Source organism: Rahnella sp. 1L-D-7-B-C2, from assembly GCF_057290995.1.
Genome location: NZ_JBXAVQ010000003.1, coordinates 161315 through 178515, shown reverse-complemented (window position 1 = coordinate 178515; position 17201 = coordinate 161315). Strand labels below are relative to the sequence as shown.

Below are 17201 nucleotides of genomic sequence, written 5' to 3'. Positions count from 1 at the left end.
ATGTGTAACGGAGAGTTTGAAATTCGGTAAAGAAATAGTGTGAAAATGCAGGGGGAAGATATATTTATATATCTGTCTGATTTATAAGTATAATTATTAATTACATATGCAAATAATATATGTTTAGTAAGTTAAGTATTCGTTTTTGGTCTATGTAACAGCACGAACGGTGTCGGTTTTTCTGCCACAAAAAGGGATTTGTGACAGATTTCTCACATTTTTCACCGCCGGTCTGAACCCGTTGGTGGGTTTACGGCGCGGTAAAGTTACAAATACCCTTCAATCAGCATCTTCATTTCCACCGTAATTTGCTCCACCAGACGACTTTTAGGGATCTGCGGTGGGAAAACGGCGAGATAGGCAATGCTGATGTCCGGCGTGAAAGGTTTGATCACCAGATCGCTTTTGTGGCTGCGTGCCGTAATGAAATCCACAACGCCGACTCCCAGATTGTTCCCCGCCATGACGCAGCAGTTATTCAGCGATGTTTCGATAGGATTGTTCATATAGAGATCCTGACGGCTCATCACCTGATCCAGTTGCTCCCGCAGCGGCGTCTTGCGGCCTGGAATGATAGGGCGGTAGTGGGTGAGATCGCTCGCGGTTACCACGTTCTTTTTCGCCAGCGGATGGCGCGGCGACATCACTGCTACCGCATTCGCCCGTGCCAGCATTTCCGCCTGCAATCCCTTCACATCGGGCTTGCCGAAAATAAACCCGACGTCGTACTGATTGCTGGTGACCACATCAGTGATGTGCGTGGTACTTTCGATATCCAGAAAAAGAGAGATATCGTCGATGGTTTCGACAAGCGGCGGCAAAATGTGTTCGACGCACAGTGCAGACAACGCCGCAACCGTACCTATGCGCAGCACGCTGCCTTTGGAATGACGGATCTCTTCCGCAATGCGCGAAATATGTTCAAGCCCGAGGTACAAACGTTCCACTTCGCGGTACAGCTTGATAGCGTCGTCGCGCGGGATCAGCCCGCGTCCGTCACGGTCAAACAGCTTCAGATCGACGGCATATTCAAAGTCACGGATCAGCCGGCTGACCGCGGGCTGAGTGATGTTCATCATATTGGCTGCTGCTGTAATGCTACCGGTGAGGATCACTTTGTGAAAAGCTTCTACCTGTCGGGGATTAATTTTCGTCATATGTCCTCATGATCCATAACATTTGTTTATGGATGTAACACAAAATACAATTTTCAATTCAGATGTCCACCCCCTAGACTCCTGTTTACGATCTGACACACATTGCCTGAAAATCTAAAATAATTAAGGGTTAAATGCATGAGAAAGTCCGTTTTGGCCGGAGTGCTCTCCTCGGCACTGGCCTCACTGTCTGTTTTTCAAGCTTCTTTCGCACAGGCCGCCGATCTGAAAATCGGTCTTGCCGCATCAACCACGTCAATGGATCCACAGTTTTACGTGGGCGGTGCCAACAGCGCCATGGCGCGCAGCATTTTCGACGGGCTGGTTAATCAGGACGAAAAACAACACATTACACCTGCGCTGGCGGTGTCGTGGAAAGTCATTAATGACACCACCTGGGAGTTCAGCCTGCGTCCCGGTGTAAAATTCCACGACGGCAGTGATTTCACGGCAAAAGATGTGATCGCCAGCATCAAACGCGTACCACTTGCCTCGAAGAACAGCCCGAGCGCGTACACGCCGTACGTCAATGACATCGCGGATGTCACCGAAGTAAATCCTTTAACGGTGAGAATTGTCACCAAAGCGCCAACACCCCTCTTACTCAATAACCTGAGCCGCGTCGCCATTTTACCGGCACGGCTTGAGAACGTGCCGTCGCAAACTCTCAATGAAGGGAAAGACGTCATCGGCACCGGGCCATTCAAATTTGTCAGCTGGACGCCGGATGACAATGTCGTTCTGGCGCGCAATGACCAATATTGGGGCGGCAAAGCGCAGTGGGATAACGTGACGCTGCGCGTCTTTAAAAACCCGAGTGCCCGCGTGGCCGCCATCCGCTCCGGTGACGTGGACGTGATTGAAAGCGTACCGACGGCCGATGGTCGCGACCTGGCGAAACAGACCAGTCTGCATATGGAATCCGCTGCCGGTAACCGCATTCTCTATTTACATCCGGATCAGGATCGCGACGCCTCGCCGTTCGCCAAAGGGCCTGACGGCAGTAATCCGCTGAAAAAACGTGAAGTGCGTGAAGCCATGTCGCTGGCGATCAACCGTCAGGCGATCGTCGACCGGATTATGGACGGGCAGGGCGTTCCGGCCTCGCAACTGGTACCAAAAGGCTACTTCGGCTATGCGCCGTCGATCGCTGCACCGGTTTACGATCCGGCTAAAGCCAGGCAGCTGCTGGCGCAGGCGGGTTATCCGGACGGATTTACCCTGACGTTCCACGCGTCGAATGACCGTTATCCGAATGATTCGAAAATCGCTCAGGCGCTGGGCCAGATGTTCAGCCGCGTGGGGATCAAAACCGACGTAGTCACCATGCCGGGCAGCGTGTATTTCTCACGGGCGTCAAAGCGTGATTTCAGCCTGATCATGGGTGGCGCGGCGATTGAAACCGGTGAGGCCTCCGGCGTGCTGGGGCCGTTGCTCGAAACTTTCGGGCCGAACGGCGGACAGGGTAATCGCGGGCGCTACTCAAATCTGGAATTTGATAAAACGCTGGCAAAGGCGCGTTCGACACTTGACGACGCTAGCCGTGAAAAATTGTTACAGCAAGCCACAGAAATCGCGATGAAGGACGAAGGCACCATTCCGTTACTGTTCCTCTCGTATACCTGGGCGATGAAAACACCTTATACCTACGTTGGCCGTTCCGACGGTTATACGTTACCGTACTTTGTTCACGAAAAATAAATCCCAAGGGACGTCGTGAACACAGTGCACACCGAACCCACGCGGGAATAGAGCGCCAACACCAGGGTTGTTCTAAGCAAAGAGAGAGAAGCTATGACTTCTTTTAGCGGTGTATTTCCCTATCTGGTTTCCCCCGTCACCGACGGTGGTCAGATAGACAAACCGGTGTTAACCGCACTGGTTGAGCATCTGATTAACAGCGGCGTGCAGGGTCTGACGCCTCTGGGCAGTACAGGTGAGTTCGCTTACCTCAGTGCAGAACAGCGCACCGAGGTGGTTAACACAGTCGTTGAAGCCGCTCGAGGCCGCGTACCGGTGATTGCCGGTGTCGCAGCCACCACCATTCAGGACGCCGTAGCGCAAACCGCTCGTTATGTCGCTCTGGATGTCGACGGTATTCTGGCTATTCTTGAAGCCTATTTCCCGATACCCGATCAGGGCGTCGAGGACTATTTTCGTGCCATCGCGACCGCAGCGGGCACGCTGCCGGTCGTGCTGTACACCAATCCGCAGTTCCAGCGTTCTGATCTCAGCCTGCCGGTCATTGAGCGGCTGAGCCACGTTGAAAACATCAACTATATTAAAGATGCTTCAACCAACACCGGCAGGCTGTTGTCGATCATCGAACGCACGCAGGGGCGGATGCAGGTCTTTGCCGCGTCGGCGCACATTCCGGTATGCGTGATGATGATTGGCGGCGTCGGCTGGATGGCTGGCCCGGCGTGTATCGTGCCAAAGCAAAGTCTGGCGCTGTACAACGCTGCAAAGCAAGGCGACTGGACAAAGGCGATGGAATTGCAGCGTCCCCTGTGGCGCATCAATGAAATCTTCGCTAAGTATTCGATTGCCGGATGCATCAAAGCAGCATTGCAGTTACAGGGTTTTGCCGTGGGCGATCCTCTGGCGCCGCAGGTTCCGCTCGACGCCACCGCGCGTCATGAAATCGCTGAAGTATTACGTTCGGTAGGTGCCTTATGAAAACGCTGCCCGTTATTATTGATTGCGATCCCGGTATCGATGACGCGATTGCGCTGCTCAGCGCGTTCGTTGCGCCGCAGCTGAATATCCTCGGTATCTGCACTGTGTGCGGTAATCAGCCGTTGCCCGATACGTTACGTAACGCGCTGCAAATCACTGAGCTCGGGCAGAGAACCGATATTCCCGTCTTTGCCGGATGCCATCAGCCGATGTTTCGTGAACCGATCCACGGCCAGTTCCATGGCGCAAACGGCCTCGGCAATACCGCCTTTCCCGCCCCGCAAAAACAGCCTGAACCGCTCCACGCGGTCAATTTTCTGATTAACAACTGCGAGCAGGCGATTCGTGATGATCAGCCGGTGACTCTTTGTGTGCTTGGGCCATTGACCAATCTGGCGACGGCGCTGCGCATGAAGCCGCAGATCGCCGCGGGGATCTCCCGCGTGGTGCTGATGGGTGGCGCATACCGGGAAGCCGGTAACCGCACCATGACCTCCGAATTCAACATGCTGGCCGATCCGCACGCCGCGCATGTGGTGTTTTCCAGCGAACTCAATATTACGGTTCTGCCGCTCGACGCGACGCATCAGGTCATCCTCACGCCGGAACACGTGGCGAAATTCATCAATGTTTCCGGGCGGATTTCTCAACCGCTGGGTGAACTGATGGCCTTCTGGGATCGCAATGATATACGCCGTTACGGTTCACGCGGCGGTCCGTTGCACGATCCGCTGGTGATTGCCTATGTCCGGGCGCCGGAACTGTTTGGTAGCGAGAAAGCGCGGGTGTTTGTCGAATACAACAGTGATTTATGTATGGGACAAACCGTGGCGGACTGGTACAACAAGTCCGGGCAGACACCGAATGTTGATATCGTCACGCGCGTGGATGCCGCAAAGGTGTTCATGCTGTTTTATGAGCTACTTTCACGCTATGCCGGGAACTGACCCTATGAGCCAGCGCATCATTATTGATACCGATCCCGGCGTGGATGACGCCATCGCTCTGTGGCTGGCGTTAGCCTCACCGGAACTCGAGGTATTGGGCGTGACGGTGGTTGCCGGAAATGTGGCGCTAAAGGATACCCTGCGCAATGCCTGCAAAATTGTCGCGCTGTCGGGCAAAACCTCAACGCCGGTTTATGCCGGTGCGCCCGGCCCGCTGGTGCGTGATCAGATATATGGTAAATATGCTCACATTGGCGCGTTCAGCAACGAGTTGGTGCCGGACAGCGAACTGCAACCTCAGGCGGAACACGCCGTCGATTTTCTGGTGCGAACGCTGAGACAGGCGGCGCACGATAACGATCCGATCACAATATGCGCTATCGGCCCGATGACCAATCTCGCGCTGGCGCTGGGTATGCACCCGGACGTCGCGCGCGGCATTGAGCAAATCGTCACCATGAGTTGTGCATTTACCGCGCTGGGACATCGCGTACCATGGGCAGAATTCAATGTGTATGCCGATCCGCACGCCGCCGAAAAAGTGTTCAACAGTGGCGTGCCGCTGGTGGTGATGCCGCTTGATATGACTTTTCAGGCGCTGATCGGTGCTGATGATATCGAAGCGATAAGACAGGACGGCGGCAGGCCGGGGGAATCCATCGCCGCGCTGCTGAGCGCGTTTGATCGCAGCGATCTCACCCGTTTTGGCCGCGAAGGCGGACCGGTTCATGATGCGACGACCATCGCATATCTGTTGCAACCCGGCCTGTTCTCCGGCCAGAAAGCGCGCGTCGGCGTGGCGGTTTCTGGTAATACTGCCGGTTATACCTATGCTGATTTCTACAACAAACTGCCAACGCCGCCGAACGCGCTGGTGATGCAAAAAGTGGATGAATACGGCTTCTTCAGTTTGCTGCGCCGCGTACTTTCCCGCTACGGCGTACATCATGGCGAACAGCGGGCATGAGTCGTTACCTGCTGGGGCGTTTCGGGCAAACGTTTCTGACGCTGTTCGTGATGTCGTTGCTGGTTTTTGGAGGTGTTTATCTGGTGGGAAATCCGGTCGATCTCCTGCTCAGTACCACCGCCACTCCCGCTGAACGCCTCGGCGTGATCCAGTCTTTCGGCCTTGATAAACCGGTGTGGGAGCAATACGGTCTGTTCGTGGTCAATGCCCTGCACGGCGATATGGGCAACTCGTTTATTTACAACCAGCCCGCGCTGCATCTTATTTTCCAGCGAATGCCCGCAACCCTTGAACTGGCGCTGGTGGCGTTTGTGCTGGCGCTGGTGATAGGTATTCCGCTTGGCGTTTACGCCGGTTTGCGCCCGGACGGCTGGCTGTCGAAAACCATCATGACCGTATCCATTCTCGGCTTCAGCCTGCCCACGTTCTGGATAGGGCTGATGATGATCATGCTGTTCAGCGTCAGGCTGGGTGTGCTTCCGGCGTCCGGGCGCGGCGAAACGGTGGACGTTTTCGGCGTTCCTGTCAGTCTCTTCACCGCCGATGGACTCGCGCATCTGATCCTTCCCGCGTTCAATCTGGCGCTGTTCAAAATTTCCCTGATTATCCGCCTGACCCGCGCCGGTGTGCTTGAATGTCTGCAACAAGATTTCATCCGTTTTGCCCGCGCCAAAGGCTTATCCGAAAGCCGCATCGTGCTGGTTCACGTCCTGAAAAACACGCTGATCCCGCTGATTACCGTCATAGGACTGGAGCTCGGCTCGCTGATTGCCTTTGCCGTCGTCACCGAAACCATTTATGCGTGGCCGGGTATGGGCAAGCTGATTATTGATTCCATCGCCGTGCTCGATCGCCCGGTGATTCTGGCATATCTGATGATAACCGTGGTGATGTTCAGCCTGATCAACCTGCTGGTGGATGTGCTCTACGTGCTGGTCGACCCGCGCGTGCGACTGGGGGGCGAAGACTGATGCCGTCGAACTCGGTTCATTCCCGCAACTCCACGCCACAGTCGGCGCGCCCGGCTTTTTACAACACTGTTGCCGCGCTGCTGCGGAACAAATTCTCGCTATGTGGCTTGATTATTCTGGGCATTGCCATTCTGCTCTCGGTGCTCGCGCCGTGGATCTCCCCGCAAAATCCCTACGATTTATCGCAACTTGATATTATGGATGGCCGCCTCAAGCCCGGTTCAGCCAGCTTGAGCGGTATGATTTACTGGCTGGGGACCGACGATCAGGGGCGCGATTTACTCAGCGCCATGCTGTACGGCATGCGCACCAGCCTGCTGGTTGGTGTTTCCAGTGCGGTGATTGCGCTGACGATTGGCGCGTTGCTTGGGCTTATCAGCGCCTGGGTGGGGGGCAAAACTGACGCGCTGATTATGCGTATTGTTGATATTCAGCTGAGCTTCCCGCCGATCCTCATCGCACTTATCCTGCTCGCCGTGCTCGGGCAGGGTGTCGATAAAATTATTCTGGCGCTGGTGGTCACGCAGTGGGCGTACTACGCGCGCACCGTGCGCGGCTCGGCGCTGCTGGAACGTCGTCGCAGTTACGTGGACGCCGCACGCAGCATGGCGCTCTCCAATCCGCGCATCCTCCTGCGCCATATTTTGCCCAACTGCCTGCCGCCGCTGATCGTCGTCGCCACCATGCGCATTGCCTACGCGATTATGCTTGAGGCCACGCTGTCGTTTCTCGGCATTGGTTTGCCCGTCACAGAACCTTCGCTGGGATTGCTCATCGCCAACGGGTTCGATTACCTGATGTCCGGTGATTACTGGATCAGCGTTTTCCCTGGCATCACGCTGCTGGTGCTGATCGTGGCAATCAACTTAGTCGGTGATGCCTTACGCGACATTCTCAACCCGAGGAATAAGGACTGATGATGCGCGATCCGGTGTTACAGATCGAAAAACTCAACACCGCATTCTCGGTGGATGGCGAATGGCTGAACGTGGTGCGCGATCTTTCCTTTTCGATTGGCCCAAAAGAAACGCTGGCGCTGGTGGGGGAATCCGGTTCCGGTAAAAGCGTGACCGCCATGTCAATCATGCGGCTGCTGGACGCCAGGCAAACGCGTTACTCAGGCAGCGTGATGTTCGACGGTCAGAATTTACTGGCCCTCAACGCCAGACAAATGCAAAGCATTCGCGGCAACCGCATCGGTATGATCTTTCAGGAACCGATGACCAGCCTGAATCCGGTGTTAAAAATTGGCGTGCAGATCACCGAAGTGCTCAAGCGTCATCGCGGGATGGACGACGCCACTGCGCGTGCCGAAGCAGTCCGCCTGCTGGAAAAAGTACGAATCCCTGCTGCTGCATCACGTCTGAATGAATATCCACTGAGCTTTTCAGGCGGAATGCGTCAGCGGGTGGTGATCGCCATCGCGCTGGCCTGTAATCCACGTTTGCTGATTGCTGACGAACCGACCACCGCGCTGGATGTCACCATCCAGGCGCAGATCCTCGCGCTGATAAAATCGTTGCAGGAAGAAGAAGGGATGTCAGTGCTGTTCATCACCCATGATATGGGCGTGGTGGCCGAAGTGGCTGACCGCACGCTGGTCATGCACAGGGGCGAAGCGGTGGAACAGGCGACCACGCGGGAAATTTTCCATCTTCCACAGCACAGCTATACGCGGGCGCTGCTGGCAGCGGTACCGCGTCTCGGCACAATGACCGGTATCGCCTTGCCCAAACGATTTCCACTGATGGATATGCACACGGGCGAACCGCTGCCGGTGGCAGATTCTGTCGATACCCTGCGTCCGGGGCAGCCGGTGCTGGATGTCAAAAATCTCGTCACCCGATTCGATGTGAAATCCGGTCTGTTGCGCCGCGTGTCTGCGCGTGTGCATGCGGTGGAAGATCTCTCTTTCAGCCTGCAACCGGGCGAAACGCTCTCGCTGGTCGGAGAATCCGGCTGTGGAAAATCGACCACCGGGCGCACGATTTTACGGCTGACCGAAGCCACCTCCGGCACTGTGCTGATTACTGGCCAGGATATACGCCGCGCAGACCGGGCGCATCTGGCAGAGATCCGCACGCAGGCGCAGATGATTTTTCAGGATCCGTTTGAGAGCCTGAATCCTCGCATGCGCATCGGGCAGGCGATTGCTGAACCGATGATAAGCCTGGGGCTGCACGATGCCGTCAGCGCAAAAATTCGCGTGGCGCAGTTGCTTGAACAGGTCGGGTTGCAAAGCAATATGGCAACGCGTTTTCCGCATCAGTTTTCCGGCGGACAGCGTCAGCGGATCTGCATCGCGCGCGCGCTGGCGCTGCAACCCAAACTTATTATTGCCGATGAAGCGGTTTCAGCGCTGGATGTTTCAGTGAAAGCGCAGGTCATCAATCTGATGCTCGATCTCCAGCAACAGCTGGGTCTGGCGTACCTGTTTATCTCCCACGATATGGCCGTGGTTGAACGCATCAGCCATCGCGTTGCCGTGATGTATCTGGGTGAAATTGTCGAAATCGGCTCCCGCGCCGATATTTTTGAAAATCCGCAACACGCCTATACCCGCAAACTGCTGGCCGCCGTGCCGGTACCGGATCCGAATATCCGCCGCAAACGCCCCGTCGTTCCGGAAGAACTCGCCAGTCCGCTGCGCCCGGCGACGTATCAGCCACTCGCACGCCATTATCGCGAAGTCAGCGACGGGCACTTCGTGCAAATCCGCTGATTCACGCTCGTTTTCTCACTGAAAAGGTTATCGCACTTACTTAGTTACAACATACTTTATACGTGGAAACATTTCCTGATCGAGTTATCAGGATGTGCCCTGCAAATCTGCGGCGCGGATCCCTCTGTACGCCGCACAGCAGGCGGGAACTGGCTTAGTCCAATTCGCCATGAGTCATAACATAACGGTCATGAGTAAACATCTTGACCAGGTGACGCCGATCACGTTTTATGGCAACCGGACAACTCCTGATTCACCTGCAAAGGCTAATAATAATGACTGAGTGCGCATCGCCGGACACCCGGCCACACACTTCTGCTTTCCGCCGATGGCTGGCGGTCTTTTCACTTGCCTGCGGCACCTTCGTGCTGGTCAATACCGAATTTCTGCCGATTGGTTTGCTTTCGCCCATCGCCCGATCGCTTGGCGTAACAGAGGGGCACGCGGGTCTTACGGTGATGCTGCCGGGGCTGATTGCCGCGATTTCTGCGCCGCTTATCATGCTGTTCGCCAGGCGTATGGATCGCCGTAAGCTGCTGTTATTGCTCTCCGCGACGGTGATTATTGCTAACGGTATTGCTGTGATGGCTGAATCCTTCAACGTTTTGCTGATCGGACGCATTATTCTTGGCGTGGGTGTCGGCGGATTTTGGTCATTTGCCATCCCGTCCGGGCGCAGGCTGGTGCCGGAAGAGCAGGGCGCACGGGCGATTTCGTTGATAACCGCCGGTGTGGCGGTGGGTACGGTGGCTGGTGTGCCAGCCGGGGCATTTATCGGCGATCTCTTCGGCTGGCGAATGGCGTTCACCCTGAATACGGCGCTGGCGCTGGTATTCTTCGTATTGCAGTGGATTGCCTTACCGCCGCTTCCCGCTCAGCAATCCATCGGGCTGCGCGCCATGCTCGGCGTAATAAAAGTGCCCGGTATCCGCTTTGCGTTAATCATCGGCGTGTTTATGGCCGGCGGCCATTTTGCGGCCTATACCTATCTTGAGCCCTGGCTGCGTTTCGACCTGCAACTGTCGGCCAGTGATATTTCATTGTTGCTGATGGGATACGGGATTGCCGGGCTATTTGGCACGTTAACGTCCGAATTCACCGTGCGTGAGTTCGGCGTGAAGCGGGCGTTCATGTTGAACATGTTATTGCTCAGCGTGTCAGTGCTGGTGTTATCGCTGTTTCCTGTACCGCTGGCGGTGGCCAGCGCGCTGGTGATCCTGTGGGGGCTGGCGTTTGGCGCATTGCCCGTGTGCCTGAATATCTGGACTTATCAGGCATCACCCGCCCTGTTTGAAACCGGTTCTGCGCTGCTGGTCTGCGTATTCCAGACGTCGCTGGCGCTGGGCGCTTTGTTCGGCGGGGTGCTGGCAGATAACGCCGGCGTCAGCAGCGCTTTTCTGCTCGGCGGCGGGCTGACCCTACTGGCAGCTATCACTATTCTCCTGTCGCGTCCGCAGCCCGCTCAGTTGCGTGAGACTGAAGATAGCGTGAGTTCTTAACAGGAAATGTTTCCACGTATACGCTGGGGTATTATTTAACCGGTTAGTGCCGGTTAAAATTGATACAAAGCAAAGACAAAGTACTTTTATTAATTTTATTATTCGCCTGATTTGAAGTCCGCTGCTATTTTCTAAGAATTAGCAAAAAAATGACGGGAGGGCGTTAAATGAAAGTGCTGAAAAATGAAACAGACTATATTTCCTGGATGTTCGACAACTACTTTCAGCTGTCTAAGGCTACCGTGTCGCCTTTAATGAGTGATGCAGAGATCAGGGAGGTACTTAAGGAACTGCATCCTGAATCGTTCCCCTGTATAGGGTATTTAACTTTATCTACAAGTGGTTGTTTATATGAAGTAAATTATATCTCACGAGAGATGGTATCAGAGTGGGCGGTGGAACTGGAGATAAAGTAATCGCACATTGTTATCAGTCCTGTATCCTCTAAAAAGAAGGTCTGGGGAGTCTTCCCCGGCCTTTTTTGCATTTGTGCTGACAGCGGCAACCTCACGTTATCCCCTTTTTTGAGAAAGATGCTCGCATTAAAAAACAACAGTTATCGTCAGGTTTTCATTTCTGGAATAGTCTGATTCCGATTCTCAATTCTATTATGATCATGAAATCTCGTAATCATAAGATCCTGTGATCTATTTTAAATAAGACCCTTAAAAGCGCGTTATCCCCCGAAATCTGAAAGAGTGTTTCAATTGTCTATTTTTCCACCTCTAGGAAAGTTCTGTTTTGGCACTGTAACCTGAAACAGCATCTATACTTAGTTCGAATGTAAAACTAATCGGAGGAAAACAATGACTATTCATAAGAAAGGTCAGGCACATTGGGAAGGCGATATTAAACACGGAAAAGGTTATATCTCTTCTGAAAGTGGCGCACTCAAAGATCAGCCATACGGTTTCAACACCCGCTTTGAAGGTAAACCCGGCACTAACCCGGAAGAGCTCCTCGGCGCAGCCCATTCCGCCTGCTTCTCGATGGCACTGTCATTGATGCTCGGTGAAGCAGGGCACACTCCTGAAAGCATCGACACTGTCGCAGATGTGTCGCTCGATAAAGTAGAGGGTGGCTTTGCTATCACTAAAATCGCGCTCGACAGCACCGTAAAACTGCCGGGTATCGATAAAGATAAGTTTGATGAAATCATCAAAGCGGCGAAAGCCGGTTGTCCGGTTTCCAAGGTGCTTAACGCGGAAATCACCCTGACATATAAGCTGGAAAACTGATCGGCTTTGTCTGAATCAGGCTCTGCCAATATTAAGCCATGCAAAGTTTGCATGGCTTTTGTGTTTCTGCTCCCAAAAATTCAATCCTTTATTCCGCCGGTTTGACAAAAAATCCCCGTTTGCCTTAACTCAATCATTCCCCTAAACCGAATGCATACCGCATGAGTTCGGTTTTTTGTTGAGATGATGAGATGACCCTATGCTGACCCTCCGCCAGATCCGCCATTTTATTGCCGTTGCTGAAACCGGTTCGATTTCCGCTGCGGCTCAAGCTTCGTTTGTCTCCCAGTCCTCGCTGACGCAGGCTATTCAGCAGCTGGAGGTCGAAACCGAAGCGCGACTGTTTGACCGTCATGCTAAAGGAATGACGCTCACCCATCAGGGGCATCAGTTTTTGCGCCAGTCTTATCTGATCCTTGCAACGGTGGATAACGCCAAACGCAGTCTGCAAATGGGGACTGAAAGCGTCACCGGACAGATCACGCTCGGCGTGACCAGTCTGGTGGCCGGGTATTTTTTGGTGGATTTACTCAAACAATTCAATGCCTATTACCCGAATGTGGAAGTCAAAGTTGTCGAGGACGAACGCCAGTACATCGAACATTTGCTGGTCAGTGGCGAAATTGATATCGGCGTCTTGATCCTTTCAAATCTGGAAGATCGCGATGCATTGCAGACAGAAGTGCTGACCCATTCCTCCTATCGCCTGTGGCTGCCGCCGCTGCACCCGCTGCTGGAGCGCGAAAGTATTTCTCTGGCGGATATCGCCAGTGAGCCGCTGATTCAGCTCAACGTCGATGAGATGGAAAAACATGCCCAGCGGATGTGGGCGCGGGCAGGATTGAAACCTAATATTGCGATGAAAACGGCGTCGACCGAAGCGGTGCGCAGCCTGGTGGCCGCCGGTCTGGGTGTCTCGGTACAGCCGGACATGGCCTACCGCGCGTGGTCGCTGGAAGGAAACATGATCGAAGCCAGCAAGCTGGAAGATTCTATCGAACCGCTGGATATCGGGCTGGCCTGGCGTCGTGGCAGTGCGCGGCCTGAACTGGTGACACCGTTTCTGACCATCGCGCGCGAAAACAGCGCCAAACGCAAACCCTGATACCCGTGCATTCGGTTTATCCGAACGCTGCCTTCAGTAATTGCTATTTGTTGCCCTCAGTGAAATTACCTAATGTGAATGCAATGTGTTTTCTTGTTACGTCCCGATAACAATTACATGAATTAAGGATGATTCTCGAAACTGAGGGTTGTGTGATGTCGGATGCTGAGTTCGTTGCTGGTTTCTCTGAAAAACATGTGATTAATGGCGACCTTTTGCACGGTGAGGGCGCAACGCAGAATATTTTCAATCCTGCGACCGGCGAAGTCATTGCCGAAGTCGCCGAAACCTCACTGGCTCAGGTCGCTCATGCGGTTAATGCCGCCAATTCTGCCTTCTACCGCTGGTCGCGCACCACTCCCGCCGAACGCGCTACCGTGCTTTTACGTATCGCTGATGCCATCGAAAAACAGGCGCAGTCGCTGGCGCAGCTGGAAGCCATCAACTGCGGCAAACCGCTGCATCAGGCATTGAAAGATGACCTCCCGGCGGCAATTGATGTTTTTCGCTTTTTCGCCGGTGCGGTGCGCTGTCAGCAGGGGCAACTCTCCGGTGAGTATTTGCCGGGCCATACCTCCATGGTACGCCGCGATCCGCTGGGCGTGGTGGCGTCAATTGCGCCGTGGAATTACCCGCTGATGATGTCTGCGTGGAAAATTGCTCCGGCGCTGGCTGCGGGCAATACCGTGGTATTCAAACCTTCCGAACATACGCCGCTGAGCATTCTCGCGCTGCTGCCCGCCTTGCAGGACATCCTGCCGCCCGGTGTTTTGAACGTGATTACCGGCAGCGGCGAAGGCGTTGGCAATGCCCTGGTTAGTCATCCTCATGTACGCCTGATTTCCCTTACCGGCGACATCGTCACCGGCCAGCGCATTTTGCAGGCCGCCGTCAAAACGGTGAAACGCACACATCTTGAGCTGGGGGGTAAAGCGCCGGTGATCGTGTGCAATGACGCCGATATTGATGACGTGGTTCAGGCTGTCAGTACCTGGGGATATTACAACGCTGGGCAGGATTGCACGTCAGCCTGCCGCGTTTATGCGCAGGCCGGGATCTACGAGCGGCTGGTGGAAAAACTGGGCGAGGCGGTTTCGCAATTGTCATTCGCCAGAAAAAATGACAGTGACAACTTTATGGGGCCGCTGATCAGCGCCCGGCAGCGGGACCGTGTTTCAAGCTTTGTCGAACGGGCGCTGAGCCAGCCGCATATCGAACGTATCACCGGCGCGGCCTCGCACTCCGGCCCCGGATTCTTTTATCAGCCAACGCTGCTGGCGGGCTGTCTGCAAAGCGATGAAATCGTGCAGCGCGAAGTCTTCGGGCCGGTGGTCAGCGTGACCCGTTTCGACACCATCGATCAGGTTGTTAACTGGGCCAACGAATCCGAATACGGCCTGGCGTCATCGGTATGGACGCAAAATATCGATTTAGCGATGCAAATCTCAACGCATCTGCAATACGGCACAACCTGGATTAATACGCATTTTTCTTTAGTCAGTGAAATGCCCCACGGCGGATTAAAACGCTCCGGGTATGGCAACGATCTTTCCAGTTATTCGTTACAGGATTACAGCGTAGTCAGACACATTATGGCGAAGTTCAAACCACAATTCTAATAACAGAAAAATACGACGACAGGACAGGGGTAACTCATGAAAATATTATCGCGTAACAGAAAGTTTTCTGCTGTTTGTTTGGGGCTGCTCAGTTTTTTAAATACCGCTATCGCCGCAGAAACCCTCACAAGTATTGGTAAAGGCGAAGGCCAGTTAAATATAGTCGCCTGGCCGGGATATATTGAGCGCGGCGAAAGTGACAAGAATTATGACTGGGTGACGCAATTCGAAAAACAGACCAGCTGCAAAGTGAATGTCAAAACAGCGGCGACGTCGGATGAAATGGTCAGCCTGATGGCGAAGGGCGGTTACGATCTGGTGACTGCGTCGGGCGATGCCTCGCTGCGTCTGATTTATGGCAAGCGCGTGCAGCCGATTAACCCGGCGCTGATCGCCAACTGGAAGAGTATTGACCCGCGTTTACTCAAAGGTGAATGGTTTAACGTCGGCGGAAAAGTTTACGGCACGCCGTATCAGTGGGGGCCTAACCTGCTGATGTACAATACCAAAACGTTTCCGACTGCGCCTGACAGCTGGTCGGTAATTTTCGTCCCGCAAAATCTGCCTGACGGTAAACCCAATCAGGGACGTGTACAGGCCTACGACGGACCGATCGCCATCGCCGACGCCGCGCTGTATCTGAAAAGTACGCAGCCCGATCTTAAAATCGAAGATCCGTATCAGCTCAACGAAACACAGTATCAGGCCGCGCTGAAACTGCTACGCGGCCAGCATCCGCTGATCCACCGTTACTGGCACGACGCTTCCGTGCAGATGAGTGATTTCAAAAATGAAGGCGTGGTAGCCAGCAGCTCCTGGCCCTATCAGGCCAACGCTCTGAAAGGTGAGAAACAACCCATAGCCACCGTCTTCCCGAAAGAGGGGGTTACCGGCTGGGCAGATACCACCATGCTGGCTGCCGACGCTGAACATCCGAACTGCGCTTATCAGTGGATGAACTGGTCGCTTGAGCCGAAAGTGCAGGGTGACGTCGCCGCGTGGTTCGGTTCCGTGCCAAGCGTTCCGGCCGGTTGTAAAGCCAGCCCGTTATTAGGCGCGGAAGGTTGTGAAACTAACGGCTTTAATAAATTCACAGAAATTTCATTCTGGAAAACACCGCAATCAGAAGGCGGAAAATATGTCCCATACAGTAAATGGACGCAAGACTACATAGCAATAATGGGCGGTCGCTAAATACGCGTCATCCTTTGAGCCGTCTGTGCGTTGGCTGTGTCCGCATATTCTAAAATGATATTCAGGAGTTAACTATGCCCGCCGTGCAATTTATTAATGTTTCCCGTTTATACGGAGAAACAAAAGCCGTCGATAATGTCTCGATTGATATTCAGGACGGCGAATTCTTTTCCATGCTGGGGCCTTCCGGCTCCGGAAAAACCACCTGCCTGCGGTTGATCGCCGGCTTTGAAACGCTGACATCAGGATCCGTGCGTATTCATGGTAAAGAAGCCTCACAGCTTGCGCCCTATGAGCGGGATGTGAACACCGTGTTTCAGGATTATGCCCTGTTCCCGCACATGACCGTACTGGAAAACGTGGCGTATGGCCTGATGGTGAAAGGCGTGGGTAAAAAAGAACGCAATATCCGGGCGATGGAATCGCTGGAGCGGGTGGCGCTCGGCTTTACCGCAGCACGTAAACCGGCGTTTTTGTCCGGCGGACAACGTCAGCGTGTGGCGCTGGCGCGCGCGCTGGTGAATCAGCCGAGTGTTTTATTGCTTGATGAACCGCTCGGTGCGCTGGATTTAAAGTTACGAGAGCAGATGCAGGGGGAGCTGAAAAAGCTGCAGCGCGAGCTGGGCATCACCTTCATCTTCGTGACGCATGATCAGAGTGAAGCCCTTTCGATGTCCGACCGTGTGGCGGTATTTAACAATGGCCGCATCGAACAGGTCGATACCCCGCGTGAGCTTTATCTCAGTCCCCGTACCGCGTTTGTGGCGCAGTTTGTCGGTACTGCAAATGTGCTGACTTCCGATCTCTCTCTCAAAATTACCGGCGTATCCGGCAGCCGCTCTATTCGTCCTGAGCATATTCGTCTTGCCCCACAGCCGCTGGCAGAAAGTCATGCGGTTCAGGTCAACGCCATCCTTAAAGACATCCATTTTCAGGGCGCGGCGACACGCTACGAACTGGCTTTGGAAGGGGGCGAAAAGCTGTTCGTCAGCGAACCCAACAATCTTGCGGCCAGCGCGCAGACCTCGTACCGGCAGGGTCAGCCTGTCGTGGCGAGCTGGGACAGAGATGCAATGGTTGCGCTGCTTGAGGGCTAAACGATG

The 17201-nt window shown here is 54.2% G+C and carries 15 protein-coding genes; 14 read left to right on the top strand and 1 reads right to left on the bottom strand.

The genetic code is table 11. From position 1 onward, the window contains the following. Positions 1 to 266: 266 nt before the first annotated feature. Positions 267 to 1157, bottom strand: coding sequence for a LysR family transcriptional regulator (locus tag AC0Z7K_RS07025; RefSeq protein WP_485613577.1), 891 nt, complete (start codon positions 1155 to 1157; stop codon positions 267 to 269). A 138-nt stretch (positions 1158 to 1295) separates the two neighbouring features. Between AC0Z7K_RS07025 and AC0Z7K_RS07020 the strand changes: the two genes are divergently transcribed. From AC0Z7K_RS07020 to AC0Z7K_RS06955, 14 genes are all read left to right on the top strand, one after another. After that, on the top strand, positions 1296 to 2858 hold the full coding sequence (locus AC0Z7K_RS07020) for an ABC transporter substrate-binding protein (protein ID WP_485613576.1): 1563 nt from the start codon (positions 1296 to 1298) through the stop codon (positions 2856 to 2858). A 93-nt stretch (positions 2859 to 2951) separates the two neighbouring features. After that, complete coding sequence (locus AC0Z7K_RS07015; RefSeq protein ID WP_485613574.1) at positions 2952 to 3836, top strand: dihydrodipicolinate synthase family protein; 885 nt, start codon at positions 2952 to 2954, stop codon at positions 3834 to 3836. Next, on the top strand, positions 3833 to 4783 hold the full coding sequence (locus tag AC0Z7K_RS07010) for a nucleoside hydrolase (protein ID WP_485613573.1): 951 nt from the start codon (positions 3833 to 3835) through the stop codon (positions 4781 to 4783). The genes AC0Z7K_RS07015 and AC0Z7K_RS07010 overlap by 4 nt, the downstream gene beginning before the upstream one ends. A gap of 4 nt (positions 4784 to 4787) precedes the next feature. Next, on the top strand, positions 4788 to 5750 hold the full coding sequence (locus AC0Z7K_RS07005; RefSeq protein ID WP_485613571.1) for a nucleoside hydrolase: 963 nt from the start codon (positions 4788 to 4790) through the stop codon (positions 5748 to 5750). Further along, the gene (locus AC0Z7K_RS07000; RefSeq protein WP_485613569.1) at positions 5747 to 6721 is read left to right on the top strand and encodes an ABC transporter permease; all 975 of its coding nucleotides are present in this window, start codon (positions 5747 to 5749) and stop codon (positions 6719 to 6721) included. The genes AC0Z7K_RS07005 and AC0Z7K_RS07000 overlap by 4 nt, the downstream gene beginning before the upstream one ends. Next, entirely contained in the window at positions 6721 to 7638 is a 918-nt protein-coding gene (locus AC0Z7K_RS06995; protein ID WP_485613568.1) for an ABC transporter permease, read from the top strand. Before AC0Z7K_RS07000 ends, AC0Z7K_RS06995 begins: the two co-directional genes overlap by 1 nt. A 2-nt stretch (positions 7639 to 7640) precedes the next feature. Beyond that, a complete protein-coding gene (locus AC0Z7K_RS06990; protein WP_485613909.1) occupies positions 7641 to 9443 on the top strand; it encodes an ABC transporter ATP-binding protein in 1803 nt (600 codons plus the stop codon). Positions 9444 to 9718: 275 nt separating this feature from the next. Further along, complete coding sequence (locus AC0Z7K_RS06985) at positions 9719 to 10942, top strand: MFS transporter (protein ID WP_485613566.1); 1224 nt, start codon at positions 9719 to 9721, stop codon at positions 10940 to 10942. A 167-nt stretch (positions 10943 to 11109) separates the two neighbouring features. Next, a complete protein-coding gene (locus AC0Z7K_RS06980) occupies positions 11110 to 11358 on the top strand; it encodes a hypothetical protein (RefSeq protein WP_485613565.1) in 249 nt (82 codons plus the stop codon). A 390-nt stretch (positions 11359 to 11748) separates the two neighbouring features. Continuing rightward, on the top strand, positions 11749 to 12180 hold the full coding sequence (locus AC0Z7K_RS06975) for an OsmC family protein (RefSeq protein WP_485613563.1): 432 nt from the start codon (positions 11749 to 11751) through the stop codon (positions 12178 to 12180). A gap of 199 nt (positions 12181 to 12379) precedes the next feature. Continuing rightward, complete coding sequence (locus tag AC0Z7K_RS06970) at positions 12380 to 13285, top strand: LysR substrate-binding domain-containing protein (RefSeq protein ID WP_413531274.1); 906 nt, start codon at positions 12380 to 12382, stop codon at positions 13283 to 13285. A 155-nt stretch (positions 13286 to 13440) separates the two neighbouring features. Further along, a complete protein-coding gene (locus AC0Z7K_RS06965; RefSeq protein ID WP_485613907.1) occupies positions 13441 to 14904 on the top strand; it encodes a gamma-aminobutyraldehyde dehydrogenase in 1464 nt (487 codons plus the stop codon). A gap of 36 nt (positions 14905 to 14940) precedes the next feature. Next, positions 14941 to 16098 carry a putative ABC transporter substrate-binding protein YdcS gene (ydcS, locus tag AC0Z7K_RS06960; RefSeq protein ID WP_485613561.1) on the top strand — a complete coding sequence of 386 codons (1158 nt, stop codon included), beginning with the start codon at positions 14941 to 14943 and terminating at the stop codon, positions 16096 to 16098. A gap of 74 nt (positions 16099 to 16172) precedes the next feature. After that, positions 16173 to 17195 (top strand): ABC transporter ATP-binding protein, encoded by a 1023-nt coding sequence (locus tag AC0Z7K_RS06955; protein ID WP_485613560.1) that lies wholly within the window; start codon positions 16173 to 16175, stop codon positions 17193 to 17195. The last annotated feature ends 6 nt before the right edge of the window (positions 17196 to 17201 follow it).